The 19,665-nt window shown below is 41.4% G+C and carries 15 protein-coding genes and 1 rRNA gene; 13 read left to right on the top strand and 3 right to left on the bottom strand.

What is annotated here, in order from left to right:
- The first annotated feature begins 4 nt into the window (after window positions 1-4).
- A 5S ribosomal RNA gene (gene rrf / locus B9Y89_RS18640) occupies window positions 5-120 on the top strand.
- Between the two features lie 427 nt (window positions 121-547).
- Here rrf and B9Y89_RS18635 read toward each other — a convergent pair.
- Window positions 548-1,393 (bottom strand): DUF2785 domain-containing protein, encoded by an 846-nt coding sequence (locus B9Y89_RS18635; RefSeq protein ID WP_085524676.1) that lies wholly within the window; start codon window positions 1,391-1,393, stop codon window positions 548-550.
- A 213-nt stretch (window positions 1,394-1,606) separates the two neighbouring features.
- Here B9Y89_RS18635 and B9Y89_RS18630 point away from each other — a divergent pair, with 213 nt between their 5' ends.
- From B9Y89_RS18630 to panF, 3 genes are read left to right on the top strand one after another with little or no spacing between them, the layout of a single operon-like run.
- On the top strand, window positions 1,607-2,182 hold the full coding sequence (locus B9Y89_RS18630; RefSeq protein WP_085524675.1) for a histidine phosphatase family protein: 576 nt from the start codon (window positions 1,607-1,609) through the stop codon (window positions 2,180-2,182).
- A gap of 16 nt (window positions 2,183-2,198) precedes the next feature.
- Window positions 2,199-2,489, top strand: a complete 291-nt coding sequence (locus B9Y89_RS18625; protein WP_085524674.1) for a YhdT family protein — start codon at window positions 2,199-2,201, stop codon at window positions 2,487-2,489.
- The gene (gene panF / locus B9Y89_RS18620; RefSeq protein ID WP_085524673.1) at window positions 2,486-3,952 is read left to right on the top strand and encodes a sodium/pantothenate symporter; all 1,467 of its coding nucleotides are present in this window, start codon (window positions 2,486-2,488) and stop codon (window positions 3,950-3,952) included. The genes B9Y89_RS18625 and panF overlap by 4 nt, the downstream gene beginning before the upstream one ends.
- 269 nt (window positions 3,953-4,221) lie before the next feature.
- Here the strand turns inward: panF and B9Y89_RS18615 are convergent, their stop codons facing one another.
- Window positions 4,222-4,539, bottom strand: coding sequence for a YmaF family protein (locus tag B9Y89_RS18615; protein WP_085524672.1), 318 nt, complete (start codon window positions 4,537-4,539; stop codon window positions 4,222-4,224).
- Window positions 4,540-4,632: 93 nt separating this feature from the next.
- Here B9Y89_RS18615 and B9Y89_RS18610 point away from each other — a divergent pair, with 93 nt between their 5' ends.
- The 4 genes from B9Y89_RS18610 (at window position 4,633) to B9Y89_RS18595 (ending at window position 7,050) form a co-directional block, all read left to right on the top strand.
- Window positions 4,633-5,010 carry a VOC family protein gene (locus tag B9Y89_RS18610; protein WP_085524671.1) on the top strand — a complete coding sequence of 126 codons (378 nt, stop codon included), beginning with the start codon at window positions 4,633-4,635 and terminating at the stop codon, window positions 5,008-5,010.
- Window positions 5,011-5,223: 213 nt separating this feature from the next.
- On the top strand, window positions 5,224-5,697 hold the full coding sequence (locus tag B9Y89_RS18605) for a VOC family protein (RefSeq protein WP_085524670.1): 474 nt from the start codon (window positions 5,224-5,226) through the stop codon (window positions 5,695-5,697).
- A gap of 56 nt (window positions 5,698-5,753) precedes the next feature.
- Window positions 5,754-5,954, top strand: coding sequence for a hypothetical protein (locus tag B9Y89_RS18600; protein ID WP_085524669.1), 201 nt, complete (start codon window positions 5,754-5,756; stop codon window positions 5,952-5,954).
- A gap of 556 nt (window positions 5,955-6,510) precedes the next feature.
- Complete coding sequence (locus tag B9Y89_RS18595) at window positions 6,511-7,050, top strand: cysteine hydrolase family protein (protein WP_085524668.1); 540 nt, start codon at window positions 6,511-6,513, stop codon at window positions 7,048-7,050.
- Window positions 7,051-7,076: 26 nt separating this feature from the next.
- On the opposite strand, the gene B9Y89_RS18590 is transcribed toward B9Y89_RS18595, so the two are convergent.
- The gene (locus B9Y89_RS18590; RefSeq protein WP_085524667.1) at window positions 7,077-8,093 is read right to left on the bottom strand and encodes a S66 family peptidase; all 1,017 of its coding nucleotides are present in this window, start codon (window positions 8,091-8,093) and stop codon (window positions 7,077-7,079) included.
- 288 nt (window positions 8,094-8,381) lie between these two features.
- Between B9Y89_RS18590 and B9Y89_RS18585 the strand changes: the two genes are divergently transcribed.
- The 5 genes from B9Y89_RS18585 to B9Y89_RS18565 all read left to right on the top strand — a co-directional run bounded on the left by B9Y89_RS18585 (window position 8,382) and on the right by B9Y89_RS18565 (window position 19,607).
- Window positions 8,382-10,007 (top strand): GAF domain-containing sensor histidine kinase, encoded by a 1,626-nt coding sequence (locus B9Y89_RS18585; RefSeq protein ID WP_085524666.1) that lies wholly within the window; start codon window positions 8,382-8,384, stop codon window positions 10,005-10,007.
- Window positions 10,008-10,013: 6 nt separating this feature from the next.
- Window positions 10,014-10,658 carry a response regulator gene (locus B9Y89_RS18580; RefSeq protein ID WP_085524665.1) on the top strand — a complete coding sequence of 215 codons (645 nt, stop codon included), beginning with the start codon at window positions 10,014-10,016 and terminating at the stop codon, window positions 10,656-10,658.
- Between the two features lie 224 nt (window positions 10,659-10,882).
- Entirely contained in the window at window positions 10,883-14,953 is a 4,071-nt protein-coding gene (locus B9Y89_RS18575) for a 5'-nucleotidase C-terminal domain-containing protein (protein WP_085524664.1), read from the top strand.
- A 279-nt stretch (window positions 14,954-15,232) separates the two neighbouring features.
- Window positions 15,233-16,180: a type I pantothenate kinase gene (gene coaA, locus B9Y89_RS18570; protein WP_085524663.1), complete on the top strand. Its 948-nt coding sequence runs from the start codon at window positions 15,233-15,235 to the stop codon at window positions 16,178-16,180.
- Window positions 16,181-16,274: 94 nt separating this feature from the next.
- Complete coding sequence (locus B9Y89_RS18565) at window positions 16,275-19,607, top strand: efflux RND transporter permease subunit (RefSeq protein ID WP_085524662.1); 3,333 nt, start codon at window positions 16,275-16,277, stop codon at window positions 19,605-19,607.
- Window positions 19,608-19,665: the final 58 nt, after the last annotated feature.

Here is a 19,665-nt window from a genome sequence, read left to right as displayed (position 1 = left end):
TGAGCCCGGTGGTGATGGCGAAGAGGTCACACCCGTTCCCATCCCGAACACGGTCGTTAAGCTCTTCAGCGCCGATGGTAATTGGGGCTTTGCCCCTGTGAGAGTAGGACGCCGCCAGGCAAAATAAAGTTAAGGGGTTGTTCCATTTTGGGATAACCCTTTTTTATATGATCGATGATCATCGACTTTTGTTACTTAGTTTTAAAGAAAGCCGCCTTTTCCTCCACGTTTTGTTCCTTATTTTTACTGAAATGTTCCCTAACTCAAATTTAATGGTTCTTATCTCTGATTTTTGTTCTTTTATTAAAGTTTTATTCCTTAGAAATCAAGAAGGTGCCTTTATTATAAGGCAACACACTTTCATGTTGAGTGCCTCCTTGTAAATATGAATGATGCTTCTTTCAGTGACTTTTTGATATGTCAATCGTACTTCATGTAGGCAATGTAACTCCCACGATCGGATTCTATATCCTGATTGTGGAGGTCGCTCATTTTGAGGTATCAGACTCACAGTTTCATTACATTAGTATTGATTATGAACAACACATTACACATCATAGTAGAGTTGACTCATTTGATTAAGAGCCTGTTCCATTTCCCTTTTAAGTTCCAAGTTTTGATTTTTAAATTGAAGATGAAAAAACAAACTTCTTAAAAACTGTTTAAAATTGGAACGACAAATGAACAACTGTGGATCATCGACAAACAGATTCCTATTTAAATCAGTTGTTATTTCATTGATTCTGCTGTTGACAATATGTTCATCAAGTCCTCGCCGCAGCATTTCTACAATGGGTATGACCATACGTTCGTCTTCTTCGAAATGGAAATAATCTTGGTTAAAGCACATTTTACTCGTAATAGCCGAAAAAATATTTTTATAATCTGATATCGATAGACTAGGTTGTTTAATTAATTCATCTAAGGCATCTGCGACATGAGCTATACTATGTGCCCACCCTTGTTCATTAACAAGTCCTCTGACATCTTGTTCCATATAAAGGTATTTTAGTAACAATTCAGATACCCTTTTGACATGATTATATGTTAAAAAATTCTCTTGGACATTAACATTTAATACTGCTGCAATAATTAAAGAAGAAAATGATCTTGTAAAAGCAGAATCATGATCTGTTTTTCCTATTCCATAAAATAGGTGGTTATTGTCTAAACAAGTATCTAATATATGTGATAGCTCTTCTGTGGTATAAAAGTTGTTCGTGATCATGTGGGAAAAGCAAGTATAGATTAGATCGTCTCTTAAAACGGGATCACTAACCCCCAGATGGTTTAACAATGCAGATGTCAGTTCTGACTTATTAAAAGATGCGTCAATATGGAAGTTGTTACTTTTTATTGTGTGTAGAAATTCCTTTAATTCAAGCATGTTCATATATTAATCTCCTTTTTGCCTAAACTACATAAAATACAGGCCTTTAATACTTGTCCACATCAAATAATATAAGAATTTTTTCATTGTAAACTAATCTTATCATATGTGGCATTAGTGGAGATTAAAAAAAGCTGCCTATCATCTTGCTAAAATCATTCCATTGCCTATTCTAGTTCATGACATATATAATATGACGATGGAGGGGAACAAACAATGGAGATTGTATTTATTCGGCACGGTCAAGCAGAACATACATTAAATGTTCCTGATAGTCTGCAAGAAAGTGATCCAGCGCTAACTGAAACCGGGGTGAAACAGGCTAGAGTCTTAAAAGATACGATTGATTTGTCGCCGGATGATGTCCTTATTATTAGTCCGGTGAGGCGTACGCTTGAGACAGCACTGTTATTAGGCGAAACGATTCCATGCATAAAGATCGCTCATCCGCTGGTATCACCGCGAATGTTCCCACTAATACCAAACGGACAAACATTGCCATGTGATCGAATCTTACCTGTCCAACTTATCGCTCGTGATTTTCCTAGTATCAAATTGGCGGAAGGCTTGTCTGAACAATTATGGATGCAAGGCATTAATACCTTTCCAGAAGGTAAATTCAATAGGTGGGCAGAGGAATTGATCGCGTGGTGTCGAACATTTGGTAAAGAACGCATTTATATCGTTTCCCATGATGGGACGATCACTTCATATCGTCAATATCTTAATGGGAATCGACTCACTCGCCAAGATTTCCCCAAGGAAACGGGTTATTATAGAATAACGATTTAGGAACGGAGGGAAAAGAATGCCAAGTAAGAAAGGCAAAGATGATCCCCGGTTTAAAATTGCGAATCGGGAGGCGATTATCGGTTGTGTCATTGCGGCGGCCAACCTGATATGGTGGTTGGGATTTTCCTATGGCATGGGGTCTAAGCCAGTCAAAGATTATGATTATATTTGGGGATTTCCAGCGTGGTTCTTTTACAGTTGTATTTTAGGTCTTGTCGTTTTTACATTAGTTGTTGCGATCGTTGTTAAAAAGGTATTTAAAGAGATTCCCCTAGATGACATAGATAATAGGGGGGACAATTCGTGAATGGATCAATTGTGATTCCTTTAATGATTTTTCTAGTGGGTATATGTTTAATTGGATTTTATGCTTCGACAAAATTAAAAAAGGCCAACTCATTTCTCAAAGAATACTTCGTCGGCAGTCGCGAATTAGGCGGATTTATTCTTGCGATGACAATGGTATCGACTTACGGTAGTGGAAGTAGTTTTATCGGTGGCCCTGGGGCAGCTTATTCTATTGGGTTAGGCTGGGTGCTACTTGCGATGTCACAACTCGTGACCGGTTATTTCACCCTGTCCATTCTCGGAAAGAAATTTGCGATCGTGGCGAGAAAAATCAAGGCCATCACTTTAGTCGATTTTCTAAAAGAACGTTATGCTAGTAAATGGGTTGTTATTCTTTGTGCGGTCAGCATTGTCATTTTTCTATTTTCCTCTATGGCGGCTCAATGGGTTGGTGGTGCGCGATTGATCGAGTCAATCACGGGTCTGTCTTATACGACGGCATTATTTATTTTTGCGGTAACGTTGATTATTTATGTCGCGATCGGTGGGTTTCGTGCTGATGTAATTACGGATACGATTCAAGGGATTATAATGGTGGTTGGTACTCTCGTTATCCTTATAGCCACGATTGTCGCTGGCGGCGGTGTATCTAACATCATGTCCGATCTTGCTGCTGAAAATCCAGGTTTGATTTCACCCTTTGGAGCCGAACATTCATTATCGCCTTTATATTTATTTTCTTTTTGGATTCTCGTCGGCGTTGGGGTTGTGGGTTTACCGCAAGTGTCTGTACGCGCAATGGCTTATCGTGATTCAAAGGCAATGCACAAAGCCTTAATCATCGGAACCCTTGTCGTTGGTATCATTATGCTAGGCATGCATTTGACCGGTGTATTTGCTCGAGCAGTCATTCCAGGTATTGAAGTGGCTGATAAAGTTATGCCGATGATTGCGATGGAGGTTTTACCGAATTGGCTAGCGGGCATTGTACTGGCGGCGCCGTTAGCCGCGATTATTTCCACGGTTGATTCGTTGTTGCTGGTTGTGAGTTCGTCTATAGTTAAAGATGTGTATATTAATTACATTAAGCCGAACGCCGAAGAAAAAACAGTAAAAAGGTTGAGTGTATCAGTGACGACGATGGTCGGCATCTTAGTCATTATCATGGCGATCCATCCGCCTGACCTTTTAATTTGGTTAAATTTGTTCGCTTTTGGCGGGCTTGAAGCGGCCTTCATTTGGCCGATTGTCCTCGGACTTTATTGGAAAAAGGGGAATGCCTATGGTGCCGTCACATCGATGGCGACTGGTATTGTCTCCTATATTCTTATTTCAACGTATTTTCCTGAACCCATGGGTATGCACAGTGTTGTTTTGCCTGTAATCTTTGCTTTAATCGGTTTTGTCGGCGTTAGTTTGCTGACACAACATCGAAATGCTGCCGAGCAACGGGAGATCATCCGGAAGTTTTGGGAAGTTTAGTAATAAATGACTGCTGATGGGCAGTCGCCTTTAACAGAATGGGGGTTTATTTTAGGATTTGACGGTTTTCGTATAGACCGTTGTGATTTAGACCGCATCCCGAATACACTCCGCTTTCCGCGGACGAGTGGCAAGCCTCCTCGGGCGTGGCCCTGTGGGGTCTTGCCTAACTCGCACTTCCCGCAGAAGTCTACGTGTATTCGGGCGGCGCAGAGCGTATATAATCTTTTTTTGCACCATGCAAAAGTAACAATCTTTTAGAAAACACTCTACGATTTTGACGGGTCGACAAAACCTTTAATGGTATGTGTATGGCCGTCATCTTCAGTGGTTGTGACTTCAACGTAATGCGTGTGATAGCCATTTGGTAAGGGGATAGGCGAACTTGTATAGGTTTGATAACGATGGGTGTGGCTGTCATCAAATGTCGTTACATTTTGAAGCATATGGACATGACCTTGTGGTGTTTGGATGGGTGTGCTTGTAACACCGGGATGCATATGGACGTGGCCATCTTGGCAAGTGGTCGCGCCCTTATGGCCATGGACATGAGCGTATTGCTGTTGTTGTTGAGGGTGGTTTGGCATTGGTATTCCTCCTCATCAAAGATCAGTTTATTATATGCTTTTGTCATGTAAGTGGAACGCCTACATATTATTTTAGATAAGGATGTGATGAGGATGTACGAAGGTATTCACCATGTTTCGTTGTTGGTGACTGACATTGACCAATCTAAGCACTTTTACAGTAATGTCCTTGGCTTTGAAGAAAGTCCAAATAGACCGGATTTTGATTTTCCGGGGGCATGGTATCAAATTGGCACCACACAACTTCATCTAATTAAATATGAGCAAGGGAAAGCTTTCCGGGGCACGGATGAATTGGACAGCCGGGACGGGCATTTTGCGATTCGAGTCAATGACATTGATGCCTTGATACAAAAGCTAGACAACTTCTCTATCCCCTACTTGGATAAGCCAAATAATAAGACACCGTGGCATCAAGTGTATGTCGCTGACCCTGACGGTAATTTGATTGAATTTAATCAACCGAGGTAACCTGAACCTGAATATGTAGGTTATTACTTTTGATGTTAAAAACAGAGTGCGAAAAATATAAAGGAATGCTTGGATCATAACGGTCCAAGCTTTTTTAATGTAAAGACTTCCGTACATCTCGGTACAAAGTTGTAGAAAACCTCACGATTTCGTCTGAAGAACGATGCTTGTTTGGCTGATAAACTAGAGTAAACGAAATCAGGGAGGCATTTGATGATTCAGGGACTGTATGAAGCCCATTTACCGGTGAGTGATCTTAACCAATCTATTGAATTTTATCAAAATATCGGATTGGAATTGGCCTATAGGAATAAGTCGGGGATTGCATTCTTTTGGATTGAAAAAGGGAAAAGTTGGATTGGTTTATGGGAGGGTGAGGAGTTTCAAACACCTTATCATCCTTCATTGAGACATATTGCGTTTCGGGTCGAACTGAATGACATTAAGAAAGCAAAAGATTGGCTGTCAAGCCGCGGCATTGTGATGCGTGAAAACTTTGGATTTGCACCTAAGGAGCCTATTGTTCTAGATAATCCACCGCAAGCCCATGCAGCAATTTATTTTCATGATCCAGATAGAAATTCTTTAGAATTTATTTGTCCAGTTGAAATTGATACTTATAATGAATCAGAAATGATGTATTTAAGTGAGTGGGAACAGGCAACTGCCCAAGGTGAGGTAAAGTGATTTCTTACATTTTTTAAGATCTGCTAACTTATTTTAAAAGGTTCAGAGGTGAGGCAATGATCATTAAGAGCATTGCATGCGATGTAAAAGAAGACCAGGCGGAAACCTCTTCAAAATATCAAAAACATTGGCATTTCCCGAGATTAAAAATGTCTGCAACACCTAAATGGGATGTTACTGAACTCACCGGAGAACAACTTGTCGTCGAAGATTCATGGCGTGTCTTCCCTAACCAAAATCTCAATGCAAAACTGTGAGGTATCTAACTCGTTTTCCATTAATGTCATGTTAGTTTTAGAGTTAATTTCAATTCAAGACTAAAGCAGAAAAACCAAACATTTGTAAGTGTGCTTGGCCAGTTGATTTCCACTTTAGGCGGACGCTTTCCGCGGGCATGGCTTGAGCCTCATGCCCACAGGATGTGGGTAGGATCAGCGTTGTCACAGGACGTGACGCATTTAGCTGATCATCCTTGATCGCATTGCGGGGTCTCAAGACTCATGCTATTCCCGCAGGAGTCGCCGCCTGCCGTTCCAATCAACGATGTTAACGCGCTGAATTAACAAACATTAATACATTAGACCATTCGAGTGTTCGGATCAATGATGAATATAAGCATTTATAAAATTGACTCAGTTTTACTATAAAAATTTTTATTTATTAGAGAGGAATTTGACGACAAATGACGAAATAGGTTTGGTGGGGAACAATTATTCGCATGATGATGATATGTGAATGAGTAGCATCCAGATGAGGCCATTAGCGTATCCTTATCACTTAACAATTGAGAGTATATAAAAGGAGCGAGAGGCCATGTCTGATCATTCAGCACTACTTATTATTGATGTACAGAAAGCCATGTTTCCTGTAGGGGATGGGGTATATAAAGGTGAAACAGTCATAGACAATCTTCAAAAGCTGATTAGGCAAGCAAGAACCGAGGGTGTTCCAGTGATATATATCCAGCATGACAATGGAAAAGGAACACCCCTGGAACGTGGGACTGATGGTTGGCATATTCATAGGGATATTAAGCCATTAAATGAAGATTTAGTTGTGGAAAAACAGACACCTGATGCGTTTCATCAGACCCATCTTGAATCAATTTTAACAGAAAGAAGCATCAATCATCTCTGTATCACAGGTATGCAGACGGAGCTGTGTGTGGATACGACGACAAGACGGGCATTCAGTCTCGGTTTTGATGTTACCTTAATCAGTGATGGTCATTCCACGTTTGACACCGATCATCTAAAGGCCGAACAAATCATTCAACATCATAATGACTTGCTCGTGTGGTTTGCTAGGACACAAGAGGCTAATGAGGTTGATTTTTGCGAAATTCATATATGAAAAATAATCCAAGCAACTATTTTAGTCTACTGCTTGGATACGTTCAAATTAAAAGGATCTTCTGTTAGTGTGACCTCTTTTTTGTAAGTATCTAACTTGACATGGGTGCCAATGGGTAGCGGAATCATCGGATGAGTGTGGCAGCTATCGAAGTCAGCAAGAATAGGAAATGTCGGTTCCCCGATCACTTCAAGCAAAATGTCGTAGGGTTTCTTGCCCGTGCCTTGGTCATCAAATAACTCATGTTTGCCAAGAATTAAACCGCCAATGCGATCGAAGACCCCATTGACTTTTAATAGGGAGAAGTTTTTCTCAACAGTGGCTGCATCTTTTAAACTATCCTCAATCATTAGGATGTCACCGTTTCGAATATCAGGCATATAAGGACTTCCCCATATGCCGTACATCGTATTTAGGTTGCCGGCAATCAATCGACCTTCGGAAACGCCGTCTTTTAAACTAATCCATTTATTGGTGTGCTGTTCCTTCTCTTTAGTTTTAGTTGGCGTATCCCAATTAATGGGTTCATCGGTCCAAACAGAAAGCATCGGTAAATGATAAGGATACGATAGTTCGGACACGAATAGATCCTTAAAATATTGATAGGTATCGTTGACGAAAGGAGGAAATTCCCCAAACGACGGGATGAGTGCCGGTCCGTAAAATGTCGGGATACCGGTTTGGGCATACAAGGCGAATAACAGAGCCGTTGTATCCGAATAACCTACAATGACTTTGGGATTGCGCCTAAATGCCTCATAATCGATATACGGAAGAATAGCATTCGTATTTGTACCGCCGACGGTCGCCATTAAACAATGAACATCAGGATCCCTAAGTAGATGATTCACTTCGTCTGCCCGCGCTTGAATCGATCCTGAGCGGTAGCCGTCATATTTTTTCGTCAGATGACCTTCTTCAATTGAAAATCCTTTGTTAGTGAGGAAATCCTTAGATCGTTCAAAGCGCGTTGGCGAGGTGTAGGTAATAGGGCTCGAGGATGAGAAAATACCGATCTTTGAGCCCAATGTCAGTCGATTCATTTTTAAGCCACCTCCATGGTCAAGTTTTTGCTAGGCTATTTTATGAAAGATTGTTGCTGTAGGCATGAGTATTTGAAATACACGTAGACTCCTGCGGGAACCGCGATCAAAGTGAGACCCCGCAGAACGAAGCGGTAGCGGAATTCGAGGAGGCTCACTGGTCGCCCGAGGAAAGCGACGTATATTTCAAATGCGGCCTAAAACTAAAATCCATAGGTAAAGAGATCTTTGTTAAAATAATAATATCAATTTTATGATAAATGAAAACATTTTTAAAGAGGGATTGGAATGAACGAATCAGGTCGAGTCAACGAATTAAATACACTGAAAATCATCGCTGAAACGTTGAATGGTGCTAATGATTTAGAGGAAATGTTGCAATCGGTGTTAGAAAAATTATTGGACATTTTGGATTTATCAACAGGATGGATGTTTCTTGTCGGTGAGAAACCGCATTATACGTTCATTGCCGATAGACACTTACCGCCAGCCTTAACATGGGATGATAAAAAGCCGATGTGTCATGGATCTTGTTGGTGTTTGAACGATTATTGGAATGGCAAGCTTGAGGAGCCTGTTAATATCATTCAATGCAAGCGTTTGGAAAATGCGGTGAAATATCATTGGGGTGATACGAAAAATATTCGACATCATGCGACGGTTCCGTTAGTAGCCGGTGAAGAACGCTTTGGTATCCTTAATGTGGCAGCGCCAGACAAAACGCATTTTACTGATGAGGAATTGGCACTGTTGCAGTCGGTGGCCTATCAGATTGGAACAGCGATTAAACGGACGACATTGTATCATGCAGAGCAAAAGCGGGCTAAGCATTATGAAAAACTCGATCAGTTGACACGTTGTATTTGGGAGACTGACGACACAGAGCATTTGCTAGCGGTGCTCAATGATAGGGTTGCTAAGACTTTTCAGTTCCCGTTATGTGCCATTGTTGTTCCATCTGGGCAAGAGTTACAAATTAAGTCTTTAAATAAACACTATCGCGCCATTGGATGTGAGCGTATTCCTCAGGATCATGATCATTGGATCCAGCGTGCGTTTTTGACAAACGAAGTGCAGCAGCAAATGACTCGTTCATATCGCAGCGAAACAGGCTTAGACGATTATAATGGTGTCGCGATCCCAATTAGTATCAATGATCGGCCATTGGGCGTTCTTGCCTTTGGAGTTGATAAAGGTCAATCCGTCGACGATGTTGACATTGATGTGATGCATGCCGTTGCTGAGCATCTGGCGTTAGCGATTGAGCGGTCACGGTTACGACAAGAGCGTGAGGCCATGATGTTATACGAAGAACGGAACCGCTTAGCGCGTGATCTTCATGATTCCGTCAATCAAAAGCTTTTTTCCATGTCGTTACTTGCAAAGGGCATGCGTCAGTCGGTCCAAGATGATCAGTCATTGTTAGCAGAGACATTAGGTGATATCCAATCCTATTCACAGGAAGCATTATCGGAAATGAAGGCGTTAATTTGGCAACTGCGACCTGCAGGTGTTGAGCAAGGTATTGTGACGTCACTAAAAACTTACGCCCAGAATCTAGGGATCCAGCTTCGACAAAAACAGGTTTCAGGAATTCAATCATTGCCGCGAAAAATTGAGGAAGCGTTGTCGTGGATTGGTCGGGAAGCTATTAATAATATGAGTAAGCATGCAAAAACGAATGTTGCTGATATTGAACTCACACAAGATCAGTACAAGGTACGCATGACATTAACTGACTATGGAACCGGCTTTGCAGCAGAAACGGTTAGACAAAAACAGACCATCGGATTATCCAGCATGCAAGAACGGGTGAACTTGGTTAACGGACAATTGGATATCATGTCAACTCCCGATGATGGTACAGTTATCGATGTTTGGATTCCGATAGGCACAGATAACAGTGAGAGGTGATTTACGATGGCGATTAAAATTGTACTTGTTGATGATCATTTAATTGTTTTGAAAGGATTACGATTTTTTCTGGAATCACAAAATGATATTAACATCGTTGGTGAAGCGGAAGACGGGGAAACAGCTATTCAAATCGTTGCTGATGTCCAGCCAGATATTGTTCTAATGGATTTGCAGATGCCGAAGATGGATGGTATTGAAGCGACAAAGGCACTTAAGAACCAATACCCAAATGTTAAAGTGATTGTGTTGACCAGCTTTTCGGATTATGACCATGTACTTCCGGCGATCAAAGCAGGCGCTTTTGGCTATCAATTAAAAGATGTTGATCCAGACGAATTAGTAAACGTTATTCGCGATGCTTATCAAGGAAAATCCAAACTGCATTCTGAAGCCGCACACCTTTTGCTGAACTATTTCTCCGATCAAGCACCTCAAGAAGACAATCAACTCATTGAGCAATTAACGTCACGGGAAAAAGATGTTCTCCAGCAAATTGCTCTAGGAAAAAGCAATAAGGAAATTGCCAATGCATTGTTCATTACAGAAAAAACAGTGAAGACTCACGTAAGTCACTTACTTGGTAAGCTTGGTCTACATGACCGCACCCAAGCGGCGATTTATGCCATGAAACAAGAGTTGTTCACCTAATATGTCATGTTCACTAAGGTGGTTCAATGGACCTATGCCTTTCTTATATTTTAGCCCCTTTTACCCGTTTTCCGGTACAAGAAAGGATTGCAGCGATGAAAGGCAGAAGTGTGATGATTAACGAAGTATGTCGAAATGACAACAGTTTTTACAATCTATTAATCTCGACTTAATACTTATTCGTTATCATTCTATGTGTACATGATTTAAAGGAGGTACGACCATTGAGACATTTCCTTAAGAGTAAGTTGTTAGCCCATTTGCTTGTATTAGCCTTGGTACTGTCGAATTTTTCAAGTGTTTTGGCACAACCAGCGAGTGCAGAAGAAACATCGGGTCCCGAAAATCTTATAATCTCGGAGTATGTTGAAGGAAGTTCATACAACAAGGCCATTGAGATTTTTAATGGGACTGGACATGCGGTTGATCTATCAAACTATCAAATCGAATTATACTCTAATGAAAGTGAAACCGCGAACCGATCACAACAATTGTCTGGAAATTTGGACAGTGGTCAAACACTTGTTATCGCTCATTCGAGTGCTGCTGACAAGATACTTAACGCCGCCGATACAACATCCGGTGTGGTTAATTTTAATGGGAATGACGCCATTGTTCTAAATAAGGATGGGTCGCCTGTCGACATTGTCGGTACGATTGGTAGCGGACAAGCCTTTGCCAAAGACACAACGTTAGTACGAAAGTCGTCTGTTACAAGCGGGAACACGACATATGATGAAACAGAATGGACATCTCTCTCAAATGACACTTTTTCGAATTTGGGTCAACATGAGATGGATGGTGGAGGAACTTCACCTGACGATGGGGCCCCCCAAGAGGCTACCATTCAGCAGGCGAAAGGCATGTCAGGGAAAATCGTCACTGTTGAAGGGGTCGTTACGGCTGATAATGCGGCGATTGGCGGTGGGCAGCTGTCAACCTACATTCAAGATGACACAGCAGGTATCAACGTGTTTGCTGTTGATCCATCTCAGTTTCCTTCGCTTGAGAAAGGAGACAAAATCCGCGTCACAGGTCAAATCACTTCTTATAATCAGCTAACGGAAATTAAGCCAAATCAAGATGGGATTAAAGTTATCGAAGAAGATGCTTCATTACCACAGCCAAAAGATGTCACAATTGCTGACCTTCAACAATCAGCGGTTTCTGAACCTTTAGAAGGATCACTGGTCAATGTGAACGGCTATATTAGCAACATTCCAGATTCGCCAGCAGGCGGTGGTTATAATATCACTTTTATTAATCAAGACTATCAAGCTACGACCCTTCGAGTAATGGAAGGATCGCTTGATTTATCAAACGTTGAAGCTGGACACTGGTATGATGTGACAGCGATTCTAGGTCAATATAATGATGCCTATCAGCTGATACCGCGTTCATCTGCGGACATCGCTTTATCCTCGGAGCAGCCTGAGGCTCCAACAGCAGCTGGTGAGTATACAGCAACTGTTGACTATGTGACCGACGGAGATACGATTCATCTTAAAAATCCGGTGCTTGGTTCTGACAAAGTTCGGTTCTTAAATATTGATACATCGGAAACCTATTATGACGGACCAACGGATGCAGATAAAAGTCAAAAGGAACACGGTGAGGCTGCTAAAGCTTACATGAAAAAATTGCTGCAGTCCGGTGATAAGGTGACGATCAAGCTTGGACAAGAGCCGAAGGATGATTATGGTCGACTGCTCGCTCAAGTCATCCGGAAATCGGACGAGAAAAATATTAACCTTGAAATGGTGAGACAAGGCTATGCTGTTACCTATTTCATTTGGCCGATCGGTGATAAGACTGTATATCAAAAGTATCAATCGGCTGTCAGGTCAGCGAAAGACCAAGGACTAGGGATATGGAATCCGGATGATCCTTTAGCGGAATTACCGTTTGTTTTTCGGGCCCGGGAACAGGGCAAAGGATTGACCAAATATGTTGGTAACTCGGAGACCAAAAGCTACGTCAAACCTAAGGACTGGGAGCAAGTCCCAGTAGATAAACGGATCTTCTTCTGGGATGAAGCGACAGCTAAGGCAGAAGGGTATACCCCGGCATTTACGGATCAGCCGAAAGAAGATCTTGTTTCTGTTCAGTTACTAACGATGAATGATCTACACGGTAAAATTAACGAAGTCGTCCAAACAGATGTCGATGGCGATGGTACCGAGGAAACCGTCGGTGGTATGGCGACCGAAGCCGCTTACCTTAAAAAGCGTGCAGCAACCCATCCCAACACATTAATGGTTCATTCTGGAGATATGGTGGGTGGTAGTCCACCAGTTTCTGCGTTACTACACGATGAGCCAACAGTAGAAGTGATGGAAGCGATCGGCTTTGATGTTGGCACTGTCGGTAATCATGAGTTTGATGACGGCGTAGAAGAAATGAACCGACTCATTAATGGCGGAGAACATGAGGATGGTAAGAGTATTGAAGGCTATGACGGTATGAATTTTCCAATGATTGAGGCTAACGTTGAATATAAAGATACCGGTCAACCTGTGCTCAATCCTTATTCTATTCAAGAAGTGGGCGGAGAAAAGATCGGATTTATCGGTGTAATCACTCAGGCAGCCCGCGGTGACATTATTCCGTCGTCCATTGAGAATGTCACCTTCACCGATGAAGCGACGGCTGTTAACAAATATGCTAAAGAACTCAAAGCAAAAGGTGTTGAATCAATTGTCGTTCTATCCCATATTCCAGGGACGCAGAATGGTGATACGGTAACCGGTGATGCGGCCGGTCTGGCTAAGAATATCGATGATGAAGTGGACGTGATTGTCTCAGGACATAACCATAAAGTCAATAATGGTGTCGTCGATAATAAATTAATTGTTCAGGCATCTGAATACGGCAAAGCATTCGGTGATATTGATCTTCAAATTGACCCTGAAACCGGTGATATTGTTAACAAGAAAGCTGAAGTTGTCTACAATTATACGAATAAAATTGAACCTAATCCTGAAGTTAAAAATATTATCGAAACTTACAAAGAAAAAGTTGCCCCTATTACTGAAGAAGTCGTCGGTCAAGCTGCTATTGATATCAACGGTGGCTATGCCAATGATGAAACAAAAGGGGACAATGCATTAGGCAACTTACTAGCTGATGCCATGACAGCGGAAATGAATTCGGATTTCGCATTAATGAATGGGGGAGGTATTCGTGCCAATTTGCCGGCCGGGCCGATTACTTGGGGCGATCTGTACAACATCCAACCCTTTGGTAACTGGCTCGTCAAACTGGATGTCACGGGTGCGGATATGTACAAGATTTTAAATGCGCAACTGAGCGAAACCTATGGACCCGATTTCAGTGTTGGAGGATTAAACTATACTTGGTCGGAGTCAACGGATGAAGTCGTCGATATCTTCTTACCTAATGGAGATAAAATTGATCCTGACAAGACATATACGCTAACGGTCAATAATTATATGGCGACCTCGACAGGCAGCAGTTATCGTCCAATCAGTGAACTTGGTAAGAATGCTGTTGACGGTCCGGTTGATTTACAAGCCACGATCAATTTTGTTAAATCTTTCAACGGCGAACCGATCACTTACAAAAAGGAAGGTCGTATTAAAAAAGTTAATGATGACTCTAATCATTTAGGAGAGGTTTCACTTCAAAAGGCTCGCGAAGCTAAACTAGGTTCAACCGTTACAGTTGAAGGCGTGGTGACGTCAACACCAGGGTCCTGGGGTAACAAAGGTTTCTATATTCAGGATGACACAGCAGGAGTTTATGTTAATCAGAGTGAATATGATGTCAAACAAGGTGATGTTGTTAAAGTTACAGCGCAAACTAGAGAATTTCATGGTGAACTTCAATTGGCTGGCATCACTTCCTTAGAAAAATCGGGCACATCCAAGCTGCCGAAACCGCTGAAACTGAAACCTAATGACTTGGGTGAAGATAACGAGGGACAACTCGTCAGCCTAAAAAATGTTCGAATTTCAGAAATCAAGCAAGTCAATAATCAAGGGACGTTTGAATTGAAAGTCACCAAAAGTCATCAAAGTGTATGGGTGCATGTCGACCACCGTACAGGACTCAGTTATGCTGACTTTTCGTTTAAAAAAGGAGATAAAGTCAACCTAACCGGTATCTCTGGGGAAAATAACGGAACTGTTCAACTGAAGCTCCGTTCGTCTGAAGACATTGTGGGTCATCATCATCATCAAAAGCCTGGACGCGATGATCACCCGGTTATTGACGACATAAAAGATACCTTGCAAGATTGGTTCAGTTGGATTTTCAAGAGGTTCCTTTTTTAGGAAAAATAAAATTCCTTAAACGAAACGCTCCTTCTCATTTTGATGGGAAGGACGTTTTTTTATTTGGGGGCTCGCAGGATACGAATCAGAACCTCCTTTTGTAAAACCTCCTAAAACAATCATTCACCAAAAGACAAAGATATGAGATAATATCACTTTACGAATGTTACTATAGGCGTTATCTTTAACAATAGTGTTAATTGGATAACGTTATCATTATTAATATCAGTGTAACTTGTATTTAACAATAGACATTAGGTAAAAGGAAGTTGGGTCAAATTGAATCAAACACAAGATGTATCACCGTATATGTCGTTTACACGAGATGAGTGGTCTCAACTAGCTAAAAATCATGCGATTCCGTTGCAAAAGAAAGAGATCAAGGCTTTGGAAGGCCTTAACGTCGAAATCACACCTGACGAGGTTCAGAACATTTATATGCCGCTTGCGCAGCTCTTAAATATTTATGTTACGGCATCTAAAACTTTACACCAGCATACAAACGACTTTTTAAAGAAAAGCACCGAGAAGGTTCCTTTTATTATCGGTATTGCTGGCAGTGTTGCGGTGGGAAAAAGCACGACTTCGAGGCTTATTAAAGCGCTTTTAGAGCGAATGGATGAACGTCCCAAAGTTGACATCATCACAACAGACGGATTTTTGTATCCTAATGCTGTTCTAGAGAGAAAAGGCATCATGAATCGAAAGGGCTTTCCTGAAAGTTTTAATGTCAAAAAACTGATTGAAGTGCTTGATCAACTGAAATCAGGGGCCGACGATGTTTCCGTCCCTATTTATTCCCATCATCAGTATGATGTGCTGCAGAATGATGCCAATGTCATTCATAAGCCTGATATTATTATTCTAGAAGGCATTAATGTCCTACAATTGCCTCAGAATAAGGGAGGTAATCTGCCGTACACCTTTGTATCAGACTTTTTCGATTTCTCTATTTATATTGATGCGGCAGAAGAAGATATAAAAGAATGGTATCTTCATCGATTCTCGCTTTTAAGAGCCTCAGCGTTTCAAGATCCTGACGCTTATTTTCATGCTTATGCTGCCCTTACTGAATCTGAAGCTCTTAGTCAGGCGACACAAATATGGAATGAGATCAATAAGAAAAATCTCAGATTGAATATTTTACCCTCAAGGGAACGCGCGGATTTAATATTGAGAAAATCGGTTAACCATAATGTGTCTGACATCCACTTAAGGAAAACTTAACATAACGGGGTTCAATAGGGCATTGTTTGAAACTTGACGGGAATGACAACCGTTTAGACAATGTGAAAAGTACATACAGAGGAGGATCCAGCATTTGAAAATCAGTCAATTTTCAATTAAACGTCCGGTATTCACCTTAGTAACGATGTTTATCTTTATTATTCTCGGTATTGTTTCAGTGATCGGTACACCGCTGAAATTAATTCCAAGCATTAATCCGCCTGTCGGTGCTGTCGTTGCCTCGTATCCCAGCGCCGGGCCAACTGAAGTTGTTGAAGAAGTGTCGAAGCCGCTCGAAGATAACCTATCAACGATATCAGGGTTAAAATCGATTTCGTCAACATCGCAGGAAGGATCAAGTGTCACCATTCTGCAATTCACGAATGACACGGACATTGACGATGTTCAGTCCGATATTCAAAATGCGATTGATTCGACCGATCTACCCGATAGCGTTTCAAATGCGCGGTTTATGAAATTTGATCCATCACAGTTTCCGATTATGCAAATCGCTATAAGCTCACCTAATGACGACATTAATCTCGAAACGAAAGCCCAAGATTTGAAACAAAAGTTGTCTCAAGTAGATGGTGTCGCTAGTGTTAATTACAAGGGATTAACCGTCGATGAGATCAAAGTTCAGTTAGATCAGAGCCAACTAAAAAGTTATCAGTTGACCCAATCCGATGTTGTTCAAAGTCTTCAAGCCAACAACGTATCGGTACCGGGTTCGACGGTAAAGTCTGGTGACAAACAATTAACGACGCGTATTATCAGTCAACTGCATTCAGTGGCTGATGTCAAAGACGTTGTCGTCACACAAGCACCGAATGGAAACGATGTCACCATTAAGGACATTAGCCAAATCAAAGTGGCGCCTACCAATGATAATACCATTACAAGAAGCAACCAAGAATCAGCCTTATTAATGAATGTCATGCAGCAATCTGATGCGAATACTGCAAGTGTCTCAAAAGCTTTTAATAAAAAACTTGATGATTTAATGGGTCAAGATCAATATGATGATATGGAATCGGCCGTTTTATTTGACCAAGGGACGTTTGTACAACAAGCGGTTAGTAGTATGATTCGTTCGCTTATTCTTGGTGCTGTGTTCGCAATGATTGTCTTGTTTTTCTTTCTAAGAAACTTCAAAACACCATTGATTATCGGTGTATCGATTCCTTTCTCGGTCATCGTCACGTTTGTATTAGTCTACTTTTCCGGTTTTACGTTAAATATTATGACGCTTGGTGGTTTGGCTTTAGGGATAGGAATGCTTGTGGATAATTCCATCGTTGTCATCGAGAATATCTACCGGCATATTAATATGGGCAAAGATGGTAAGGTGGCGGCCTTTGAGGGAACAAAAGAAGTCGGTGTTGCGATTATAGCCTCGACCTTGACCACAGTAGCAGTCTTTGTACCGGTATTCTTTATCACGGGCATCATTGGGGATTTGTTTAAAGAATTTTCTTTAACGATCGCTTTCAGTCTATTGGCGTCTTTGTTTGTAGCTTTAACAGTTGTTCCGATGATCGCAAGCCGGATTTTAAAACCTTCTGAGAAAAACATTGAGGAAAAACGTCGAAACAGCGGTCTTGTTAAATCCATAGGGAATGCAGCGGCGTGGGCACTTAACCACCGGATCACTGTGTTACTCATTACGATTTTGTTACTGGCAGGCGGTATTTTTGGATTAACAAGAACCGGGACACAATTCCTACCTCAGCAGGATCAAGGTTTTTTTACGATCAATTTAGAAATGGAAAATGGAACGGCTTTAGATACTACGGATAAGGTCGTTCAAAATGTTGAAGATGTTCTTGATGACCAGCCGGCAGTTAAAGATTACTTCAGTCTTGTAGGTTCATCACAGAGCCAAGGACCTGGTGGTGAAGGAACACCGAGTCAAGCCCAAATTTACATCAGTATGGCTGATCAAGACAATCGGGATATGGCAACGTCCGGATTTATTGAAGAAATCAGAAATGATGTTGAAGATGCCGCCGTGAAAGCAAAGAAAGTTGAGCTTAATCAACAGAACGGTATGGGCTCTGAAGCCAATGTTTTAACGTTTAATGTTCGTGATGATAATATCCAGCGTTTAGATAAAGCAGTCCAAGATATTAGTAAAACAGTGAAAGACATTGATGATGTGGTTGAAGTGACGAATAATGAGTCTGAAACGGTCCAAGAGTTACAAATCCAAGTGGATAACGAGGCTGCTCGTGATCATGGTTTTACTCCAGGGCAGATCGCTCAAGTCGTTAATAGTGTGACGCGAGGTACAGATGCGACCCAACTAACGACAAAAGATAGTCAAGTGTTGGATGTTAATGTGAGTTACAACAATGAAACGACAGAATCAAAACAAGCTTTAAAAGATTTAATGATCAAAGCGCCAACAGGACAATACGTTGCTTTAAATGAAGTGACATCAATGAAAACAGGTGATTCGCCCGTTGCTATTAACCGGAAAGGTCAACAGAGAGCTGTTGAATTTACCGTCGAGTTTTCAAATGATACAACGTTGGGTGAAGTGAAATCAGCCATTCAAAAAGATATTAAAGATTTAGATCTCGATGATGAGGTGGATGTTTCATACACGGGAGATTTTGAAATGCTTCAGAACGCGATTCAAAAGCTCGGGTTGGCATTCGGTTTAGCCGTGATTTTAGTCTATTTCGTTATGGCAGCTCAATTTGAATCGTTCAAATATCCCTTTGTGATTATGCTGACGGTTCCATTAGTCTTTATTGGTGTTGCTTTGGGGTTAACGATGACTCAGACACCGATTAGTGCTACTGCGCTCATAGGCTTAGTTGTTCTGGCGGGTATCGTCGTCAATAACGCAATTGTGTTGGTTGATTATATCAATCAATTGAAAGCAAGCGGTGAACGATCCTACGACGCCATTATTGAAGCCGTTAAAGTCAGAACCCGTCCGATTTTAATGACCGCTATTACAACAATTCTAGGGTTGGTTCCAATCGCTATAGGTATTGGGCAAGGCACGGAAATCCAACAGCCAATGGGAATAACCGTGATTGGCGGTATGATTAGTGCGACTTTCCTTACTTTGCTTGTCGTTCCAGTCGTCTACAGTTATTTTGATAAAGAGACACGACGTATGCACAAATATTATGTGACGCCTGATGGCATGCCGATTCCCGCTTATTTGGTGGATGAACGTCGTAAACAAGATCAGCTGCCAGATGGACCGAAATCTTCGATTGAAGGGGAAATATCCGAAAGTGATACGTCAACATCTGAAGCAGATGAAGATGACCAGGAGAGACATGATCAACAATTAACCCAACGCGGGCGCAGTGATGATGATATGATTCACATGCTGGAAAATTTATTGAAAATGGCTAAAGACAATCAACATCATAAGAAAGATGATGATGACTCACAGCAGTAAGGAAAGCCCCATCAGAGTATTCTGGTGGGGCTAAGCTTCTATAAAAAAGTTTATCTTT

It is taken from the genome of Tuberibacillus sp. Marseille-P3662, assembly GCF_900178005.1.
GTDB lineage: Bacteria > Bacillota > Bacilli > Bacillales > Sporolactobacillaceae > Marseille-P3662.
Note: the sequence above shows the minus strand (reverse complement) of the source record. Positions and strands in the feature narration are given on the sequence as shown.

Excerpts from the sequence above, each read along its gene's own strand:
- B9Y89_RS18635 (WP_085524676.1), bottom strand. The coding sequence starts at position 1,393 with ATGAACATGCTTGAATTAAAGGAATTTCTACACACAATAAAAAGTAAC.
- B9Y89_RS18630 (WP_085524675.1), top strand. The coding sequence starts at position 1,607 with ATGGAGATTGTATTTATTCGGCACGGTCAAGCAGAACATACATTAAAT.
- B9Y89_RS18625 (WP_085524674.1), top strand. The coding sequence starts at position 2,199 with ATGCCAAGTAAGAAAGGCAAAGATGATCCCCGGTTTAAAATTGCGAAT.
- B9Y89_RS18615 (WP_085524672.1), bottom strand. The coding sequence starts at position 4,539 with ATGCCAAACCACCCTCAACAACAACAGCAATACGCTCATGTCCATGGC.
- B9Y89_RS18610 (WP_085524671.1), top strand. The coding sequence starts at position 4,633 with ATGTACGAAGGTATTCACCATGTTTCGTTGTTGGTGACTGACATTGAC.
- B9Y89_RS18605 (WP_085524670.1), top strand. The coding sequence starts at position 5,224 with ATGATTCAGGGACTGTATGAAGCCCATTTACCGGTGAGTGATCTTAAC.
- B9Y89_RS18600 (WP_085524669.1), top strand. The coding sequence starts at position 5,754 with ATGATCATTAAGAGCATTGCATGCGATGTAAAAGAAGACCAGGCGGAA.
- B9Y89_RS18595 (WP_085524668.1), top strand. The coding sequence starts at position 6,511 with ATGTCTGATCATTCAGCACTACTTATTATTGATGTACAGAAAGCCATG.
- B9Y89_RS18590 (WP_085524667.1), bottom strand. The coding sequence starts at position 8,093 with ATGAATCGACTGACATTGGGCTCAAAGATCGGTATTTTCTCATCCTCG.
- B9Y89_RS18585 (WP_085524666.1), top strand. The coding sequence starts at position 8,382 with ATGAACGAATCAGGTCGAGTCAACGAATTAAATACACTGAAAATCATC.
- B9Y89_RS18580 (WP_085524665.1), top strand. The coding sequence starts at position 10,014 with ATGGCGATTAAAATTGTACTTGTTGATGATCATTTAATTGTTTTGAAA.